Below are 18327 nucleotides of genomic sequence, written 5' to 3' on the forward strand. Positions count from 1 at the left end.
GCGGTGGAGCGGCCGCACCCATCTGGATGGCGCGCAGGCGTCATCCGCCTGGCAGATCGCGTCGACCTGGTCGTCGCCCAGTCCTGCGAGATCGTCGTCATCGGCGTGGGTTCGCTACTGCTGGCCATGCTCGCTGCCAATGTCGGCGCTCGTTACGTGCTCGATTCCGGCGGTTTCCGCTTCGCGCAGGAACTGCCCGAGCGGCTGTTCCCGGTCTTCATCATGGCGGGCGTCGTGCTTGGCGTGCAGAAGGGTGGGCATATGGCCGTCGAGACGGTGCTCGTCATGCTCGGCCGCCAGGGTGCGCGCGCCATGCTCCTCGTCGGGCACGCCATCGTCATCGGAAGCTACATCCTGCTGAGCAGGGACATCCTGCTCTTGGCGGAGATGCTCTGGATCGACCGCTCTCCCGTCATGGGGATCCCGGCGAGCTACGGCTACTACACCATCGCCATCGGGCTCGCGCTCGTCATCGTCGTCACCGCGAACCAGGCGGCGAGGGTCGCCATCATGGGGCCCGAAGCGATGCCCGTTCCCGCTCCGGAGGAGCAGGTCGCATGAGCCTCACCCTGATCCTCTCCTTCGTCATCCTGATGCTGCTTGCCATCCCTGTCGGGCATGCGCTGATCGTCGCGGCGGGCGCGGCCCTGCTGGTGCAGGGCCAGATCCCGCTGACGATCATCGCCCAGCAGATGTATCAACAGACGCAGTCCTTCCCGATGCTGGCGCTGCCGTTCTTCATGCTCGCCGGCTCGCTCATGCTCGGCGGCAAGCTCGGTAGCGAGCTGCTCGCCTTCGCCTCTAAGTCGATGCAGCGCTGGCGTGGCGGGCCTCTCTCGACGACGGTCGTCGCATCCGTGGTGTTCGGCGGGGTGTCCGGCAGCGCTGTCGCCAATGCGAGTGCGCTCGGCTCCGTGCTGATCCCCTGGCAAAAGCGGCAGGGGTACCCGGCGCCTCTCTGCGCCGCCAACAACGCCACCTCCGCCATCATCGACATCCTGATCCCGCCCTCGATCCCGCTGATCCTCTACTCGCTGGTTTCGAACGTCTCGATCGCCGACCTCTTCACCGCCGGCATCCTGCCGGGCCTGCTGATGGCCGGCGGATTCATCGTCCTGTGCAGCTGGATCGCGCGACGGCGCGGCTATGTTTCGCCCGAGGCGCCGGTCTCCCGGGCGGAGCTCGCGCGGCTCGCGTGGCGCAGCATGCCGGCCTTGCTGATGCCGGTCTTCATCCTGCTCGGACTCCGCTTCGGCATCGCGACGCCGACCGAGATCGCGGTCCTGGCCGTGCTTTACGCACTGATCCTCAGCATCGTGCTCTACCGTGACATGAGCTGGAGCAGGTTCAGGATCAGCATGATGGAGGCGGGCGTCGCGACCGGCGTCGTAATGCTGATCATCATGGGTTCGGCCATCGTCGGCTGGATCCTGACCTTCGATCAAGTGCCGCAGCGCTTCGCCGAATGGGTCTCGGCCACGATCTCGAACCCCTACCTTGTCATCCTCGCGATGAACGTTCTGCTGCTGCTCGTCGGCATGCCGATCGACCTGCCGCCGGCGATCCTGCTGCTGGGGCCGATCTTCGTGCCGCTGGCGGCCTCGATCGGGCTCGATCCCGTCCAGCTCGGCATCATCATGGTGCTCAACCTCGGCATCGGCCTCTATACGCCGCCGATCGGCACGACGCTCTTCATCTCGACGTCGATTGCGCGAACGACCCTGGGTGAGACGACCCGCGAGCTCTGGCCCTTCTTCGGTGTTGCGATGCTCGTCCTGCTACTGGTGAGCTATGTGCCCGCTTTGACGATTTATTGAATTCATCGGAGTTTAGCCAGCACAAGATGTCCGCTTCCTACCAGGCGGCTAATCTCAGCTATTGGCGCATCTCGCCCGGTCGACCGGCAGCGATTTTGGGCCCTAGCGGACCCTAGGAACGTTGCTTGCTGGCATAGGGGTGATGCCCATCCACGCGACATTGTCGCGGCGAGAGCGCTAGACGGGTTCGCTCACCGGTTCCGGCATCGGCTGCCCACTGGAATCGACGTCTGCGATATGAGCCAGGGTGACGATCGTTCCCGGCTGAGCCTCGGTCACCGTGATCTCGGCTCCCAACTGGCCGGCAAGCGCTTTGACAATGCTCGTTCCCAGACCGGCCTTGGCATCTTCGGCAGCCGTTGGCATCCCGACACCATCATCTGCAACGGTCAGTGACCAATTGGCGCTGGTGGCTTGGTAGCTAACCATGATCCGGCCACCCCGTTGGCCTGGATAGGCATGCTTCAGCGCGTTGATGACCAATTCCGTCACGACCAGACCGAGGCTGATCGAACGGTCCGCTGGCACGATGCTGTCGTCGATGTCGGCGTCGAGGGCCAGGGAATCGCGATCGTGAATCATCGAGGCGCCGATGCTCCTACACAAATTGATGAGGTAAGGCTTCAGCCTGACGTCGCCGATTTGCGAAGTCGCGAGTTGCTGCTGCAGAGCCGCTACCGACATCACACGGTGATGGGCATCCTGGAGATAGCCGCGGGTCTCCGTCGATTGCACCTTGCGGGCGCTCTGCATGAGAACGCTCGCGATAATCTGCAGGCTGTTGGCAACCCGATGTTGAAGCTCCTGGAGCAGGATCGCTTTCTCGCGGAGCAGGTCGTCCTTCTGCTTCTCGCTACGCCTGGCTTCGGTGACATCGAGTACCGACAGCAAAACGCGCGCCTCCTCCTCCTCGATCTGATAATCGAGCTTGTGGGCATTGATTACCAGACGCTGGGGGCTTCGATCGACCCGCTGCAGGTTCATTTCATAGGCTTCGACTTCCGCGAACCCCGACGCGGTCGCCTTGAGGAGCGAGTCGAGCTGTGGGACGTCCCATTCACCGGCGCCGAGATCAGCCATTTTCTGGCCGACAACGTTCGCCGGATTGAGAGAGAACACGCGGCAGAACGAGCGGCTTGCGACAATGATCTCCAGCCGGTCGTTGAGCAAGAGCAGCGGCGCATCGGACGAGGAAATCACCGCCAGAGCAAGCCCTAGTGCGATCTCCGTCGCAGAAGTATCTGTGTTGTTGGCCATGACAGGCCTTTTCGGCTGTCGGCTGCTCTCGGAGCGAAAGCGGGTCCACGGAACACCCGTGGCTATAGCAATGCCCGATCGGGCTCACTTGCTCCTCTTGAGCAAGCCATAGCACGGGGATCTAGCCCAGCGGGAATTAATCGTGTCGGGAGTCTAGGCTACCGACTGAAAGTTGGGCACATGTCGTCGCCTCCCTGTCACGGATGAGACAGGGCAGGCCTGGCCGAAGAGATAGCCCTGGCCGGAATCGCAACCTGTCGCCCGAAGGAAAGCGTATTGCGCCTCGGTCTCGATGCCCTCGGCCACGACCGTCATGCCTAGTGCATGAGCAAGATCGACAAGGGCATTGATGATGGCAGGGCTCTCGGGATTTCGGTCGAGTCCGAACACGAAAGACTTGTCGATCTTGATCTGATCGATCGGGAAGTCCCGCAGATGGGTGAGCGACGAGTAACCAGTGCCGAAATCATCCAGCGCGATGAGAATGCCCGCCGCACTCAATCTCTGGAGCTCACTTCGGATACCGCTTGTATCGCTGCCGAGAAAAAGCGTTTCGGTCACCTCCAGCTTGATCGTGCTCGGGTCGATCGCACAGTCATGGAGGCGCTTCAGCAGCCTGCCCGCAAAGTCGGGCGAGTTCAATTCAGCTTCGGTGGCGTTGAGGCTGATGACGCCAGGATTGATCCCGCCCGCCCTCAGATTGGCAATGTCGGCGGTGACGAGGCTCATCATGCGTTCGCCAATGCGCCGGCATGAGCGCTGGTCCGAGAAGGCCTCGGCAAAATCACCTGCTGCACTGACCGAGCCGTCCTGATTGCGGATGCGCGCCAGCGCCTCGTAGCCATAGACCAACCGATCGGACAGCCGGACAAAGGGCTGGTAGAATGGCATCAGCCGATTGCCGATGATGCCCCGCTCGACCTTTTCGATCGCAATCCGACGCTTGTCGAACAACGTGCTGATCTCGGGCTTGTAGCAACCGATGGCGCCGCGCTCATGTCGCTTCCCGTTATAGAGTGCGATGTCGGCGCAGCGGAGCAGCTCTTTCCAGTGCAAGGCGTCTTCGGGATAGCTGGCGACACCGACCGTCGCCGAAACCATGATGTTCTCGCCCATCGCGAGAAGGGGCTGCTTGAGCGCGTTGAGCACCTTGCGTGCAATGGCGCGATGACGCGAACGGGGCCCTGCTACCGGCATGATAACGGCGAATTCGTCGCCGCCGAGACGTGCGACCGTACTGTTGGGCGGCGCGCACTCGTGCAGCAGTGCTGCGACCGCCTTGAGCACGTCGTCTCCGGCCTGGTGGCCGGGCGTATCGTTGATTTCCTTGAAACCATCCAGATCGATCAGCAGGAGCGTCACGGTCGAATCCGCAGCCTCTGCATCCGCGATATTGGCGATAAGCGATTTCTCAAAGAGCGCTCGGTTCGCCAAGCCCGTCAGAAAATCGCGATTCGCGGCTTGCCATAGACGCTCTTGAGCCTCATGGCTTGCGGTGATGTCCTCGAAAACGCCGACGATGCGGGCCGGGACGCCGTCGACTGTCTCGATGTGGCCCGCCGACCTGACGCGGCGTCGGCGACCGGTCGCGGTCGTGAAATCGGCCGCAAACTCGAACGGGTCCCCCGTTTCAATCGCCGATCTCAAGATGGCCTCCACTGTTTGGCGGGACTCACCGGAGTAGAATGCGAGGGCCTCATCGAGCGTCGGAGGGGCGCCTACTGGGAGGTCGTGCAAACGGAATATCTCGTCGGACCAGGTCGCCCGCTGCGTTTCGAGATCGAGCGACCACGCACCGATGGCGGCCATGCTCTCGATCTGCGCCAGCAGTCGGTTCTTCGTCTCGAGATCTCGATTTTCCCGCTTCTGCTTTCTCGCGGCGGCTTTCAATGCGAGTTCGTTGGCGTGAAGCCGCACGAGGTCCTCGACGAGAACACCGAAACGCATGAGCGCTGTCCGCGCCGAAGCGTCGAAGCTGCGCGGCTCCGTGTCGATGATGCACAGAGAGCCGATCCGATTCTGGCCATCGATGGACAGCGGGTAACCAGCATAAAAGCGGACATGCGGAGCGCCGGTCACGAGAGGATTGTGACGGAATCTGGCATCCTTTGTGGCGTCCTCAACGACCAGCAGACGGGGGGACTGGATCGTATAGTTGCAAAAGGCGACATCACGCGATGTCTCAATGGCCTGCAGGCCGCAGCGGGCCTTGAACCACTGGCGATCACGATCGATCAGCGTGACCAGTCCGATCGGGCAAGCAAAATGCTGCGCAACGAGCGCAACAATCGCATCGAAGGACGGATCGCTCGGCGTGTCGAGCAGTTCCAGCGCCCTCACGGCCGCCAAGCGCACGCGCTCTCCGTTATGGTAATCGTCGGCTAGCACGTCTGAACTCCCATGGAGTGCGTGAATCGGGGTTCCCCCGCCAACGATGGCGCCGGCACTGAATTAGCGAGTGGTTCGATTAATGAATTGGCCGCATTAATGTGTACCGCTGTACGCGATCGGCAGAATTTCCGACTGACGACGACATTCGGACAGCGGCGTCCGAGCAATGGATCATGCGGCTCACACCAAATGCGTAGGGATTACGACGCATGTCGGTTACCAACGGGGTAGGCCATTCCGGCCGCGTGGAGCAGTCAACGTTGCCCTTGACCAACCCGAGCGCGTGGAACGCGACGAATCTGCGCCGCGCCATCAGCGCGGCGGGTGTCGCCTTGTGGTCGTGGAACGTGGAAACCGATGGGTTTGCCATGGACGATCTGGGGTTCGAGCTCTGGGCGGTGCGCCGGTCCGACAGCGTCAAGTTCGAGGACCTGTCGGCGCGGATTCACCCAGCTGACCGTGATAGGGTCAGAGAAGCGTTTACCGCGACGCGCGCGATCGTTGGCGCCTACGAGATCGACTTTCGCATCATCATCGGTGACGAAATCCGTTGGATTTCGGCGCGAGGCATCGGCGACGATACGGCCCTTTACGACCATCAGGCCTACGGGATCTTTCTGGACGTCACCGGACGCAAGCAGGCTGAAGAAGGTCATGAGCTTCTCGCTGGCGAAATGAGCCATCGCGTCAAAAACCTGCTGGCCATCGCGTCCGGACTCACGCAGATCTCCTCACGATCGGCCAAGACGGCCCAGGAGATGGCCGTCCAGCTAACAGGCCGCCTGAGTGCACTCGGACGGGCCCATGACCTCGTACGGCCGCTTCCCGGCCATCAGGGCACGGCTGCGCTGCTGGGGGACCTCATTTCAATTCTGCTCTCGCCCTATGAGGACATGGGAGCCTTCAGCGGGCGCATCCGCGTGGCTGTGCCGCGCATGGGCGTGGGCGAAAGTACCGCGACGACGCTGGCTCTCGTCATTCATGAACTGGCGACCAATTCGTTGAAGTACGGCGCCTTGTCGTCGGAAAATGGCACGCTCGACGTCTCCGGCACTTCGGAAGGGGAATACGTCAAGATGGTCTGGACCGAGCGAGGCGGGCCAGAAGTCAAGAGTGAGCGCCAGAGCGGCTACGGGAGCCGTCTCGTGGAAAGGAGCATCGCAGGCCAGTTGGGCGGATCAATCGCGTGTGATTGGTCGACCGAGGGTGTCGTTGTCACCCTCCTGATGAAATCGTCCAGGCTTGCGAACTAGGCGATGGCATCGTCCGTGCCATCAGTGTTCCTGATCTGCTTTGCGCCGATCGCCCGCTCGTGGCCGTCCGCGCCGCGCACGCGATACATCATCTCGCCGTCAGCCGAAGCAGGCATGACGCGGACGACTTCGTAGTCCCCTCGGCCGGTCTGGTCGAGGAATCCGAACGTCAGCCGGACTTTGTCACCAATTCGGATCGCTGCGGTCATGAAGGGACGCTCCTGACGAAAGGGCCACCATAGCACAATGTGTGAAAAGATAATTTAATAGAAAAATTGTTTTTATTCATATGAAACAACGACAGTTTTTGCTGGTTTAGGTGGCTCAGGAGAAAACCTTTTTCATGCTCAATCTTGTCGTTCTTGTTGTCGAAGACGAGGCCATCATACGTATGAACGCGGTCTCGCTGATCGAAGACGCAGGGCACGATGTGATTGAAGCGGCTAACGCGGACGAGGCCATCCTCCAGTTGGAGACGCGGTCCGACATTCGCGTGGTTTTCTCAGATGTCGAAATGCCAGGGTCGATGGATGGGTTGAGGCTGCTCCACGCGATCCGCGAGCGCTGGCCGCCCGTCGTCCTCATCTTGGCCTCGGGCCGGGTCTCGCCGACGGCCTCCGATATGCCCGCGGGAACGGTATTCCTGCAAAAGCCTTATCGGGAGGCGAAGTTACTGGAGCTTCTTGCCGGCATCGCATCAGGATAGCGACTTGTCGTCCAGTGCCGGAACGCGTGCTGGATCGCCGCTCCACTCCATCGGTACGCAGGACCTCGTTCTACATTTGCCCGTGCAGAAGGCTCACTCTTGCGATCCTGCTCAGACCTCCGCGTCCCGGCCTCGCGTCCAAGGCTCTCGCCAGCGAAAGATCATGTCCATGGACGACCATCACAGCGATGCACGTGAGCATTTTTTCTCAGCGATCCGGATTTTGGCCTGCTCGGCAGACAGCATCCAAACGCGATTGATCGAAGCCAACGAAAGCATACTTCGAGTGGCCATCGATGAATTCGAGGGGGATGCCGAAATGAAGATCAAATTTGCACGCATTCTCGATCTGCTCGCCGTAGATCAGGACGACGTTGAGATCGTCGCTCATGAGACAGCCGCGCATATGACTGATCTACAGGCGAGCGCTGCTGCCCGTCTGATCTGCGACTTCTATTTCGATCTCGGCGACGAGGTTCTCCCCCATAACGAATTTCGCCCCTGACGTGGGAACTTACTGAGCCGCTTGGGCTTTCAGAGCGGTCACCCGAAATCACCGGGGTGCCTGGTGAGGTTGCACCCGCTGCTGTGGAGTTCGGAATGTTCGAATGGCTGCAGCTTCTCTATTCGATCTGCACGTCAGGATCGGCCCCCGCTAACTGGCGCGAGATCACGATCCTGGCGAATGCAGCGATCGCTGTCGCTTATTTTTGGATACCGGCAGCAATGGCCGTCGTATTCGCGCGCTGGCGCCAGGAGTTGCCGTTCCCTTGGCTGTGGGCCGGATTCGCCGTCTTCATCGTTGCATGCGGCCTGAGCCATGGCGTGCACGCGTTTGATGCCATCGGCGCGCGAACTCCTCACAACTGGCTGGCCCTTTCGGTCCTGATGTTCACCGCGATCGTCTCGTTGATCATCGCAGCCGTCTTCACCTACCTGCTTCCCAAGATCCTGAGATTAGCCTCGCCTGCCGAGACGAAGCTGCGGCTTCAAGAGGCTGTCGCGGTTTCGACGAAAGGCCTGCAGGATGTCCTGCGCCATGAGCGCGTGCTACTGCGCGAAGTGCATCACCGCGTCAAAAACAACCTCCAGGTGACCGCAAGCCTCGTGAGCCTGCACATGCGAAGAGCCTCGCCCGGTTCGATCTCCGACCTGAGGTCGCTCAGGGACCGTGTCGAGGCGATGGCTGCCGTTCACATCCAATTGCAGGATGTAGGGACGTCGATGCTGCGCGCAAAACCGTTCGTCGAATTGCTCGTCAAATCACTAAAGAGTTCTATCGGCAGAGATAGCGTTGTAGGAAACGTTGCGGGGGTTGGTTTCGATGTCCCGCTGGACCATGCCACGTCGTTTGCGCTGGTGATCCACGAGGTGCTCTCAAACGCACTTCGGCATGGTTTTCCAGACAGCCGCGCGGGCCTGATCGACATCGAACTGTCCGCTGACCAGCCATGGCGCTCGGTCACAATATCGGACGATGGCATTGGGCTAGGTAGTGAACGACGCGCCGGCATCGGCGAAACTTTGATCAAAACGCTGGCGGTACAACTCGGTGCCGAAACCAGTTGGACATCGAATGCAGCTGGCGGCACGACCTTTTCGATGCGATTTGCAGAGCAGGCCCTCCTCGATCGGTTAGCGTAGCGCCGTATCTGGCAAGACGTTAACGCTCGACGCGATACGCGTCTCAGGGTTCGGAACGCGCCTCCTGAGAACACCATCGTGCGCCAGTTCAAGGGCGCTTTCGAGTACGATTGGCAGTCGGGAGGCGTCGTCGTCACCATCACGCTCCCCTGCGGGGATTTTGTTCGTCTAAGCCGTGTTACGTCATAATTCATCATAAAGGGCTCTGCCGCGATGGACGAACCGTTGGATTGCCTGATCATAGGTGGCGGCCCGGCAGGCCTGACAGCGGCAATCTATCTCGCGCGCTTTCACTTGAAGGTCGTGCTGGTCGATGAGGGCAAGAGCCGCGCCCTTCTCATCCCGAAAAGCCATAACCTGCCTGGCTTTCCAGACGGTATTTCGGGCCACGATTATCTCTGCCTCTTGCGAGAGCACGCGCGTTCCTACGGCGCGACCATCGTCGATGGGCGCATCGATGACATCGAGCAGACGCCGTCTGGCTTCGCTGCGAGAATGGGCGAAACCTTATTCTCGGCGCGCGCCGTGTTTCTCGCGACAGGTGTCACCAACAAGCGCCCCGATATCGACGACGACACACACACTGAGGCTCTCAAACGGGGGCATCTGCGCTATTGCCCCATCTGCGATGGCTATGAGGTTTCGGGGCAGAATATTGCGGTTATTGGCTGCGAAGAAAGAGCCGTCTGTGAGGCCGAGTTCCTGCGCTCCTTCACCGATCGTGTGACACTCGTATTAACCACGGGCAACGCGTTCGGCGAGGATCATATGCGCCGCCTGGAGCAGATCGGTGCTCACGTCCGTCTCGGACCGATCAGCGCGATTCATCTCCGGCCCTCCGGTCTTGAAGTCGCGATCGGTGACGAAACCGCTATCTATGACGCCGTGTATCCCGCGCTTGGCTCGTCCATTCATTCGAGCCTGGCCAAGAAGCTGGGTGCCGCCGCAAGCGACGACGGGTGCATGGAGGTCGATCGCCATCAGCGAACGAGTGTCAAATACCTCTATTCCGCCGGGGATGTCGTCTATGGTCTCGACCAGATCAGCGTCTGTAACGGTCAGGCCGCCATCGCCGCCGTAGCGATCAGAAACGACCTTTACGACGAGCGGCAAATGCTATGGACAGCGCCTTCGAGGGAATGCGCCGCTCGCTCGTGATGCTTGGATCACAGAGCGCCGACGCCGATTTTGGAGCGTTCTTCCATGCCTTAGGCACCAGTGTCGCTGTCGGCTGCACGGGCTGGCTTTGATTCCGGTGAGTTCTTGAAGCGCAGGAAGATCGAGATGCTGGCGAGCCATGGTCAGCCGCCAATCGGCGTTTTCGCCTATGTCGTGTCTGGCTCGTTCGTCTCTGCGCTTTTCGAGAAGCGGGTTCACCCTCCACACACATTCCATCGCTACGACAAAAAGATGGATCGCTGGGAACGGCCGGGCACACGCGGCGTTGCGCTCAACAGGCGGGGGCCTCCAGAATAGGGAAGACCCCATGAGAGCGCTGTGCTGGCACGGTAAGGGCGACGTTCGCGTCGACACCGTCCCCGACCCCAAGATCGAGCATCCACGCGACGCAGTCATCAAGATTACCTGCTGCGCGATCTGCGGCTCGGACCTGCATCTTCTCGATGGCTATCAGCCGACGATGGAGAGCGGCGATATCCTCGGCCACGAGAACATGGGCGTGGTGATGGAACTCGGATCGGAGGTGACAAACCTCAAGGTCGGCGACCGGGTAGTCGTCCCCTTCACGATCAGCTGCGGCGACTGCTGGTTTTGCCGGCATGGCCTGTTCTCTGCCTGCGACCGTACGAATCCGAACGCCAAGATGGCCGCCGAGGCGATGGGACAGTCTCCTGCGGGCTTGTTCGGGTTCAGCCACATGATGGGTGGCTACAGCGGCGGCCAGGCTGAATATCTGCGCGTCCCCATGGCGGATGTCGGCCCCATCAAGGTGCCCGAAAGCGTCAGCGACGAGCAGGCGCTCTTCCTCTCCGACATTTTCCCGACCGGCTACATGGCGGCGGAGAATGCTCAGATCCAGAACGGCGATACCGTCGCAATCTGGGGCTGCGGCCCCGTCGGCCAGTTCGCCATCCGCTCGGCCATCATGATGGGCGCAGGCCGCGTCATCGCTATCGACGAGGTGCCGGAGCGTCTGGCCATGGCCGAGGCCGGTGGAGCGGAGACGCTGAACTTCAGTAAGGTCGACATCTATGACGAGTTGATGGTCATGACGAAGGGCAGAGGACCGGACAGCTGCATCGATGCCGTCGGGTGCGAAGCCTCGGGGCATGGCGCCGCGGACGCCATTCTCGATAAGGTGAAAGCAGCCGCGTTCCTCGCGACCGATCGGGTCCATGTTCTTCGGCAGGCCATCATGTGCTGTCGCAAGGGCGGGACGATTTCGATCCCCGGCGTCTATGTCGGGGTGGGCGACAAGATCCCGATCGGCGCCGCCATGAACAAGGGTCTCACGTTCAAGATGGGCCAGACCCACGTCCAGGCCTACACGAAGCCTCTGCTTGCCAAGATCGAGGCGGGCGAGATCGATCCAAGCTTCGTTATCACGCACCCGGCCAGTCTCGAAGACGCTCCCGAAATGTACAAGAAGTTCCGGGACAAGGAGGATGGCGTCATCAAGGTTGTGCTGAGACCATAAGCAGCGAAGCGGTCATGGGCGTGCCTGCAGTCAGCGGGCGCGCCCTTCGACCAACCGCATCTTCTGATGGCCTCTCATCAGAGGCGAAGTCGGCGAGCCTTGACTGCCAATCGCTTCGCACGCTCTCGCAGGGAAGGTCACCGCACTCATGGCCGACGCGATCCGAGCCACGGGACAGACCCTCATCGGCACGGCCGGCTGGAGCATTCCAAAAATCGACGCCGAGAGCTTTCCGAAGAACGGAAGCCATCTAGAAAGATACGCGACGGTCTTTCCTGTGACCGAGATCAACACCTCTTTCTATCGCCACCACCGCAGATCGACTTATGAGCGCTGGGCGGCCTCGGTACCGGACCATTTCCGGTTTTCGGCGAAGGCACCCAGGTCGATCACGCACTCCGACTGGATCAATATTTCGGGCGAGCTCGACGCCTTTCTGGTCGAGATCGCCGGTCTCGGCGAAAAGCTCGGGCCGATCCTGATCCAGCTTCCTCCGAAGCGGGCCTTCGACATGCAGGAGGCCGATCGCTTCTTGAACGTGTTTAGAAGCCGCGTCGACGGTGACCTTGCCCTGGAACCGCGGCATCCGTCCTGGTTCCTGCCCGGCGTGGATGAACTGCTCCGAAGGCAGAGCATAGCGAGAGTTGCGGCCGATCCCCCTCCCGCGGCGGAGGCTGACAAACCCGGGGGGTGGCGCGGGTTAACCTATACGCGGTTGCACGGCTCTCCAGACATCTACCGCTCGCCCTATCCGAAGGATCGGCTGAAGGCCCTGGCCAATGCGACGATTGCCGACGCCGCCCCTGTCGCCTGGTGCATCCTCGACAATACTGCGTCCTCGGCAGCGACCGGCGATGCGCTTACACTTGAGAAGATGCTTGGACGGGATAAGCGGAAGTGACGGCACGCCGCCTCGGGCAATCGTTTTTCCATCGGCCGGTCGAAACCGTCGCGCGCGAGGTGATTGGCTCCCTATTGCTATTCGCCGGGGTGGGCGGGGTCATCGTCGAAACCGAAGCATATGGCGACGAGGATCCCGCCTCACACAGCGTGCGTGGTATGACGGACCGCAACCGAAGCATGTTCGGCCTCCCGGGGTGCGCTTATGTTTATCGCTCCTACGGCATCCACTGGTGCCTCAACCTCGTCTGCGGAATTCGGCCCGGCTCCGCGGTGCTGGTTCGCGCGATCGAGCCGCTTTTCGGGCTCGACGTGATGCGGTCGCGCCGGGGCGCATTGCCGGATACGCGCCTCTGCTCCGGGCCGGGACGCCTCTGTGCGGCTTTGGGCATTGATCGCCGTTGGGACGGGCATGACCTAAATTTGCCGCCTTTCGATCTGCGGGCCGGGCCGGACAGGCTGGAGATCGATGCGGGGCCACGGATCGGGATATCGCAGGCTGTCGATGTGCCGTGGCGCTTCGGCGCCGTCGGCTCACCCTATCTCAGCAAACCGATGCGAGATGGAAAGCGGGGATGAGTGCCATTAGAACATAAGCGATTCAACAACTGTTTGGGGCCTGCGATACGGGCCTTCAGAGCGGGCTAATGTTTTAGCGGCCCCGCCATGGCGGAGAGCATCGTCTCCGCCTGTTTTTCCATGGCGTGCGCATCGCGCAGGCAGTCCATGAGATGGCCTTCACGGCAGCTATTACCGCGACTTTTTGTAGAGTTTGCTCGCGATCTCGAACATTTCTTCCGGAGCGTAGTCCGGGGTGAAAGCCGAGGGGACACCGACGAACTGTTGGATCTTGCCACCTTCCGGCATGCCGTCGATGACCTCGAGCTCGCCCGGCGGATCGCCGGGAAGCGCCGTTTCACCGTTGCCCCAGATGCCAGCCATTTCCTTGTAGTCGTCGGGGCTGAACGTATACAGCCGACGATGCGATCCCTCCTGTAGGTATTTCTGGCATTCAGGAATCTTGTCGAGATTGATGTTCGGCGTCGGCAGCATTTTCTCGATCTCGACGCCGGTGATCTGCTTCAGCGCTAGCGCATAGGCGTGCGCATGAACCGAACCGCGCACCAGAAGGTACCCGCACACCTCGCGGCCGGTTTGATCCGTCAGGGTCTCATAGACCCGCAGTTTGTGAAGCCGCGCGCCGCACTCGAGGTGAAAATTGTGCAGCAGATCGGTCACGACGTTACCGGTCGTGGTGACGAAGTCGTTGTTCCACGAGACACCGTTGCTGTTGCCTGGGGTGGCACCGCCGGCATTCGACAGGAACGCTGCGGCAAGACGCAAGTCGGACATATCGGCGAATGGTGCAACGGAGATGTCACCACCGTCGCGGGCGTCGCCATCATGCTTGTCAGGGCCGTTGGCCAGCATGCAGATACCATTGCTGACCAGCTCGACGTGGCCTAACTCCTCGGCAGTGATGGCCGCGACCAGGCTGTAGAAGGGTCGCAGCTTCTCCTTGCTGCGGAAGTTGAAGCTCTGGAACATGTAGTTGTTCAGAGTGGACATCTCACCGTATTTTCCGCCCAGCAGTTCCTGCAGGGCGGCTGCGGCGTTGGGGTCGGCCTTTTTTGGAACAGGCAACTCCGCCTGAAGCTTGTCGACGCGCATAAACATGAATGAAATCTCCCGTTATGCTGGGCACAACGGGCGCAACCGCCGACCGTTCCGGCTTAAATATATATTTTATTTAATGTCAAAAGATATTGACGCGCGCTAATTGAAACGAGTGCTGATTTATCTTTCGCCGACAAGTGTGCCAGCGGGGTCTCTCCCCCATTTTCGTCACCGATTTGTAATGCTCGATTGCCTCTACCACCGCTTGAACTGCCGGAGCGGTAACCGCACGACCGTCCGCCTGTAACGCCAGCAAATTATGGACGGCCTTCTGACAGTCGACCGGCGAGCGAAAAATGGTGCTTGCAAGGATTTCACCGAAAAAATGCTCGGTGAAGAATGATTGGCAGGGGGATGCCCAGCATCCAGAGCAGAATACCGCGTCCCATTGGGTCACCGAAGCCAATGTCCGCTTGCCGGCGACGGGCCAAAATCGGCTTTTGGCGCATTTCGCTGACGAGCGGTACGCGGATGGAGCCTGTGGAGCGCCTTTGGAGCGGTGTGGAACCCGCATGCGCCGACCTTGCATGACGCTTGGCGGGTTCAATGACATTTCATTTCGGCCACAGCGCTGGTCCGTGAAATCTTCGCGATCCAAACATGCCTGCCGGCCTTACGATGCGAAGTCCATTCGTACTGCGTCGCGAGCTGGCGATACCCTGATCGCGAGATCGGATCCCTCCCGGCCACCTGTGGCTTCCGTGAAGCTTGCGATCGGTTGCGGCTTTCCGAACAGATAACCTTGGAGTTCCTGACACTCTTCGGCAATCAGAAACCGCATCTGGCCAGCGGTCTCGACCCCTTCCGCTACGACGGAAAGGCCGAGGCTGCGTCCCAGTCCCAAAACGGTGCGAACGATCACCGCGGCTTGTGGGCAGATTTCGACCTGCCCAACGAAGGACCTGTCGATCTTAATCTTGTCAAAAGGGAAGGCCTGCAAGGTTGCTAGCGAAGCGTAACCCGTTCCGAAGTCGTCCATTGCGATGTTGATTCCAAGCGCCTTCAGCCGCCGCAGGATCGACAGCGCGCGGCCCCTATCGGCGAAGATCGCCGTCTCGGTAATTTCAATCTCGAGCCGGGCCGGAGACAGACCGGTCTCCGACAGGATGCCGAGAATGAGGTCGGGAAGGTCGCTCTGCTGGAACTCCCGAGGCGACAGATTGACTGCGACCTTGAGAGGCCGGCTCCAGCTGGCGGCCTCGCTGCAGGCGGTGCTTAAGACCCATTTACCGAGGACCGATATGAGACCGGTCTCCTCGGCGAGTGGAATGAACTCGCTGGGCGGTATCAGGCCGCGCGTCGGATGCCGCCAGCGTGCGAGCGCTTCAAAGCCTACGAGCTCGCAGCTATTAGCTCTAACCTGTGGCTGATAAAAAAGCTCCAACCCCCCGTCCGCGAGGGCCGTTTTGAGATCACGTTCGAGCTCGCGGCGCCTCGTAACCGCCTCGTCCATCGCCGCGTCGAAAATGCGATAGCAATTTCGGCCTTCGGCCTTCGCCCGATAAAGCGCGAGATCAGCCCGGCTGAAGAGAAGCTGCTCGACGAGGCCGTGCTGCGGCGCACGCGCAATCCCGATGCTGAGGCCGACTTCGATAATCTGTCCTGCGAAGGTGAACGGCTTGCCCACGATAGAAATCAGTTCCTGAGCCAGGTTGCCGAGGTACTCCCCTGTCGGGTCGCTCTTAACCAGAACGGCAAACTCGTCGCCGCCCAGCCGCGCCACCGTGTCGGCTGGGTGCATGCACCCGGCGATCCTGGCGGCGACGTGCTTCAGCAGCTCATCGCCGGCCATGTGGCCGACCGTATCGTTGACAGTCTTGAAGCGGTCGAGGTCCAGGCACATCACCGCGCAGGCGTCGCCGTCCTCGGCGACCTCCCGCAATGTCAGGCGCAACAGCTCGTGGAAGTAAGTCCGGTTGGTCAGGCCGGTCAGCCCGTCATGACGCGCCATATGCGCAACCTGCTGTTCCGCAGCCTTACGCTCTTCGATATCAATGTGCGTGCCGATGATGCGCTGGGGGGCGTCCAGGGCGCCACGCTCGACGACCTTTCCGCGCGCCAGCACCCAGCCCCAACTGCCGTCCTTGCGGAGCAACCGATGCTCGCACTCGTAGACCGGCGAGCGACCGTCGAAATGGGCTTGCAGGAGCTCCAAGGCCTTCGGCTCGTCTTGCGGGTGGATCAGGCGTTGCCAGGTCCGGACATGAGCCTCGAGCTCTCCTGGCTCGTAGCCGAGCATTGTCAGCCAGCGGTCGGAAAACCAAGTCTGGCCGGTTCCGATATCCCAGTCCCAGAGGCCGTCGCTACCCGCATCTAGAGCGCGCGCCAAGCGTTCTTCGCTGACGCGAAGCGCCGCACCATGCGATGCCAGCGCGTGGTTGGCGCGCCTGAGGCGGTCGGCGAACAAGGCGAGCGCGGAGAACGCCAGGATCGTCAACATCACGACGGCGATGCCGGCTGCAAGCGCCCCGCGCGCAAGCCCGTCGTCAGGCCCGGCAATCGATGGATCCGGTATTGCTTGCGCTGCCGCCATCGACAGGAAGTGCAAGGTCCCGATGGCGCTGGCGAGGAGCGTCGCAGCGACGGCACGGGGGTAACGCGTCGAGCGGTGGGTGAACACAAATAGCGCCGCGCAGGTCAACATGGCCCCCGCGGCGAGCGCCGCGGCGACGAGTGCCTCGTCCCAGATGAAGCGACCCGGAATGCGGACGCCCGCCATCCCGGTGAAATGCATCGCGGCGATGCCAATGGTCAGCAAGATGCCGCTGGCAACAACGGAGGTGGCACTGGTGGCACCTCGAATCCAGGTTGCGGCGCCGAAAGCGGTCGCCATGGCGACGCCCAATGATGCCAGCGTCAGGAGAACATCATAGCCGATGCTGAGCGGCGGCTCGTAGCCGAGCATGGCGATGAAATGCGTGCTCCAGATCCCTGCGCCAGCAGCGGCACCGGTGCCGACCAGCCAGATGGCTGCCGCCCAGCCCGTACTTTCGCGTGCCTGTTTAAGTAAGCCGAACGTCGCGTGGCACGACACCCAACAGATCAACGCCGACAGGGGAAGGACCCAGCCGGCATGTTCATCGGTCAAGCACGATAGCGTTCTATACATGGCAGCTGCGCGGTTCTGGCGGTCTCCCCGATGAGTAGGATGGAATGCGAACGACATCGTGCTAACGAACGCTAAAATTGAAGGCGATCGTTGGCGAAGTCAGCACACCTGTTGTAGCCACTGGCGACCAGGAAGAGCAAAGGTGCGCATCAGCCGTCCTGCCGCTCGGCAGCCTCAACCCATTGGCAGACCGGCCTCTCCGAATGTCTGGTTTAAGGGGAAGACCCAATGTCGGGTTATGGCGCAATGCTGTCTCGTCGGGTGCAGCCCGCATTGTCGATCCAATCGTACCGCTGTGGATCGCGGGTTGAGCCGGACAGGTTTGCCTATGGTCGGGATACCACAGCAACGTTGGCGCTGTGCGGAAATCTGAGGGACGAGCCGTCAAAGCAGGCGCCGAACTCGTCTATGATAGTGCTCCTGAGTTGTTGCCGCGTTGCGCTTTCGAGCGTTCCGATTTTGTCGGCAACCGGGGTTGCCATCATCATGCCATCCACAAAACCAACGGCGTCCTCGACGAAAAGATCTAGAACGACTTTGTCTACCCGCACTGACGAGAAACCGGCATCGGCAAACAAGGATCGTGTCTCATCAGCGTCTGCAAACGCACAGACGGCACGAATTGGAGCCGCGGCTCCCTCTCCAAAGAATTGGCTGAATGCGGCGGCCTGCGCCTGCATCAACGGATTTTCCGACAGTCCTCGTGCAGTGCAAAAAATAGCGACACCACCGGGCTTCAGGACCCGCAGGCATTCCATTGCCGACACTCGCCGGTCAGGGAAAAACTGCAATCCCTGCTGGCAGATGACCGCGTCAAAGCTTTGATCGTCGAATGGAAGCGCCTGCGCGTCGGCGTGGCGAAACGATAGCTTGGCGCCAGCGGCATGCTTTTCCGCCACGGCAAGCATCGCGGCGTT

The 18327-nt window shown here is 61.0% G+C and carries 16 protein-coding genes; 10 read left to right on the forward strand and 6 right to left on the reverse strand.

Annotation, left to right across the window (positions count from 1 at the left end; translation table 11 throughout):
* The first annotated feature begins 3 nt into the window (after positions 1–3).
* Positions 4–561: a TRAP transporter small permease gene (locus V7S63_RS27425; RefSeq protein WP_336532647.1), complete on the forward strand. Its 558-nt coding sequence runs from the start codon at positions 4–6 to the stop codon at positions 559–561.
* Complete coding sequence (locus V7S63_RS27430) at positions 558–1817, forward strand: TRAP transporter large permease (RefSeq protein ID WP_336532648.1); 1260 nt, start codon at positions 558–560, stop codon at positions 1815–1817. The genes V7S63_RS27425 and V7S63_RS27430 overlap by 4 nt, the downstream gene beginning before the upstream one ends.
* Positions 1818–1994: 177 nt before the next feature.
* Here the strand turns inward: V7S63_RS27430 and V7S63_RS27435 are convergent, their stop codons facing one another.
* Positions 1995–3074, reverse strand: coding sequence for a sensor histidine kinase (locus V7S63_RS27435; protein ID WP_336532649.1), 1080 nt, complete (start codon positions 3072–3074; stop codon positions 1995–1997).
* 153 nt (positions 3075–3227) lie between these two features.
* Complete coding sequence (locus V7S63_RS27440) at positions 3228–5462, reverse strand: sensor domain-containing phosphodiesterase (protein WP_336532650.1); 2235 nt, start codon at positions 5460–5462, stop codon at positions 3228–3230.
* 212 nt (positions 5463–5674) lie between these two features.
* On the opposite strand from V7S63_RS27440, the gene V7S63_RS27445 reads away from it, so the two are divergent.
* Positions 5675–6718 carry a sensor histidine kinase gene (locus tag V7S63_RS27445; RefSeq protein WP_336532651.1) on the forward strand — a complete coding sequence of 348 codons (1044 nt, stop codon included), beginning with the start codon at positions 5675–5677 and terminating at the stop codon, positions 6716–6718.
* On the opposite strand, the gene V7S63_RS27450 is transcribed toward V7S63_RS27445, so the two are convergent.
* Entirely contained in the window at positions 6715–6927 is a 213-nt protein-coding gene (locus V7S63_RS27450) for a hypothetical protein (protein ID WP_336532652.1), read from the reverse strand. The two genes, V7S63_RS27445 and V7S63_RS27450, sit on opposite strands and share 4 nt — an antisense overlap.
* Before the next feature lie 134 nt (positions 6928–7061).
* Between V7S63_RS27450 and V7S63_RS27455 the strand changes: the two genes are divergently transcribed.
* From V7S63_RS27455 to V7S63_RS27485, 7 genes are all read left to right on the forward strand, one after another.
* The gene (locus tag V7S63_RS27455) at positions 7062–7424 is read left to right on the forward strand and encodes a response regulator (RefSeq protein WP_336532653.1); all 363 of its coding nucleotides are present in this window, start codon (positions 7062–7064) and stop codon (positions 7422–7424) included.
* A 169-nt stretch (positions 7425–7593) separates the two neighbouring features.
* Entirely contained in the window at positions 7594–7929 is a 336-nt protein-coding gene (locus tag V7S63_RS27460) for a hypothetical protein (protein WP_336532654.1), read from the forward strand.
* A gap of 95 nt (positions 7930–8024) precedes the next feature.
* The gene (locus V7S63_RS27465) at positions 8025–9068 is read left to right on the forward strand and encodes a sensor histidine kinase (RefSeq protein ID WP_336532655.1); all 1044 of its coding nucleotides are present in this window, start codon (positions 8025–8027) and stop codon (positions 9066–9068) included.
* 213 nt (positions 9069–9281) lie between these two features.
* Positions 9282–10226 (forward strand): NAD(P)/FAD-dependent oxidoreductase, encoded by a 945-nt coding sequence (locus tag V7S63_RS27470; RefSeq protein WP_336532656.1) that lies wholly within the window; start codon positions 9282–9284, stop codon positions 10224–10226.
* A 328-nt stretch (positions 10227–10554) separates the two neighbouring features.
* Positions 10555–11724: a zinc-dependent alcohol dehydrogenase gene (locus V7S63_RS27475; protein WP_336532657.1), complete on the forward strand. Its 1170-nt coding sequence runs from the start codon at positions 10555–10557 to the stop codon at positions 11722–11724.
* A gap of 148 nt (positions 11725–11872) precedes the next feature.
* A complete protein-coding gene (locus V7S63_RS27480) occupies positions 11873–12625 on the forward strand; it encodes a DUF72 domain-containing protein (RefSeq protein ID WP_336532658.1) in 753 nt (250 codons plus the stop codon).
* Complete coding sequence (locus tag V7S63_RS27485) at positions 12622–13203, forward strand: DNA-3-methyladenine glycosylase (RefSeq protein ID WP_336532659.1); 582 nt, start codon at positions 12622–12624, stop codon at positions 13201–13203. The genes V7S63_RS27480 and V7S63_RS27485 overlap by 4 nt, the downstream gene beginning before the upstream one ends.
* Positions 13204–13374: 171 nt before the next feature.
* On the opposite strand, the gene V7S63_RS27490 is transcribed toward V7S63_RS27485, so the two are convergent.
* From V7S63_RS27490 to V7S63_RS27500, 3 genes are all read right to left on the reverse strand, one after another.
* A complete protein-coding gene (locus V7S63_RS27490) occupies positions 13375–14301 on the reverse strand; it encodes a manganese catalase family protein (RefSeq protein WP_336532660.1) in 927 nt (308 codons plus the stop codon).
* A gap of 613 nt (positions 14302–14914) precedes the next feature.
* Positions 14915–17389: an EAL domain-containing protein gene (locus tag V7S63_RS27495; protein WP_336532661.1), complete on the reverse strand. Its 2475-nt coding sequence runs from the start codon at positions 17387–17389 to the stop codon at positions 14915–14917.
* A gap of 347 nt (positions 17390–17736) precedes the next feature.
* On the reverse strand, positions 17737–18327 hold a 591-nt coding region (locus V7S63_RS27500; RefSeq protein ID WP_336532662.1), incomplete at its 5' end, for a class I SAM-dependent methyltransferase.

This window comes from Allobosea sp. CCNWLY174 (genome assembly GCF_037120455.1).
Classification (GTDB): domain Bacteria; phylum Pseudomonadota; class Alphaproteobacteria; order Rhizobiales; family Beijerinckiaceae; genus Allobosea; species Allobosea lupini.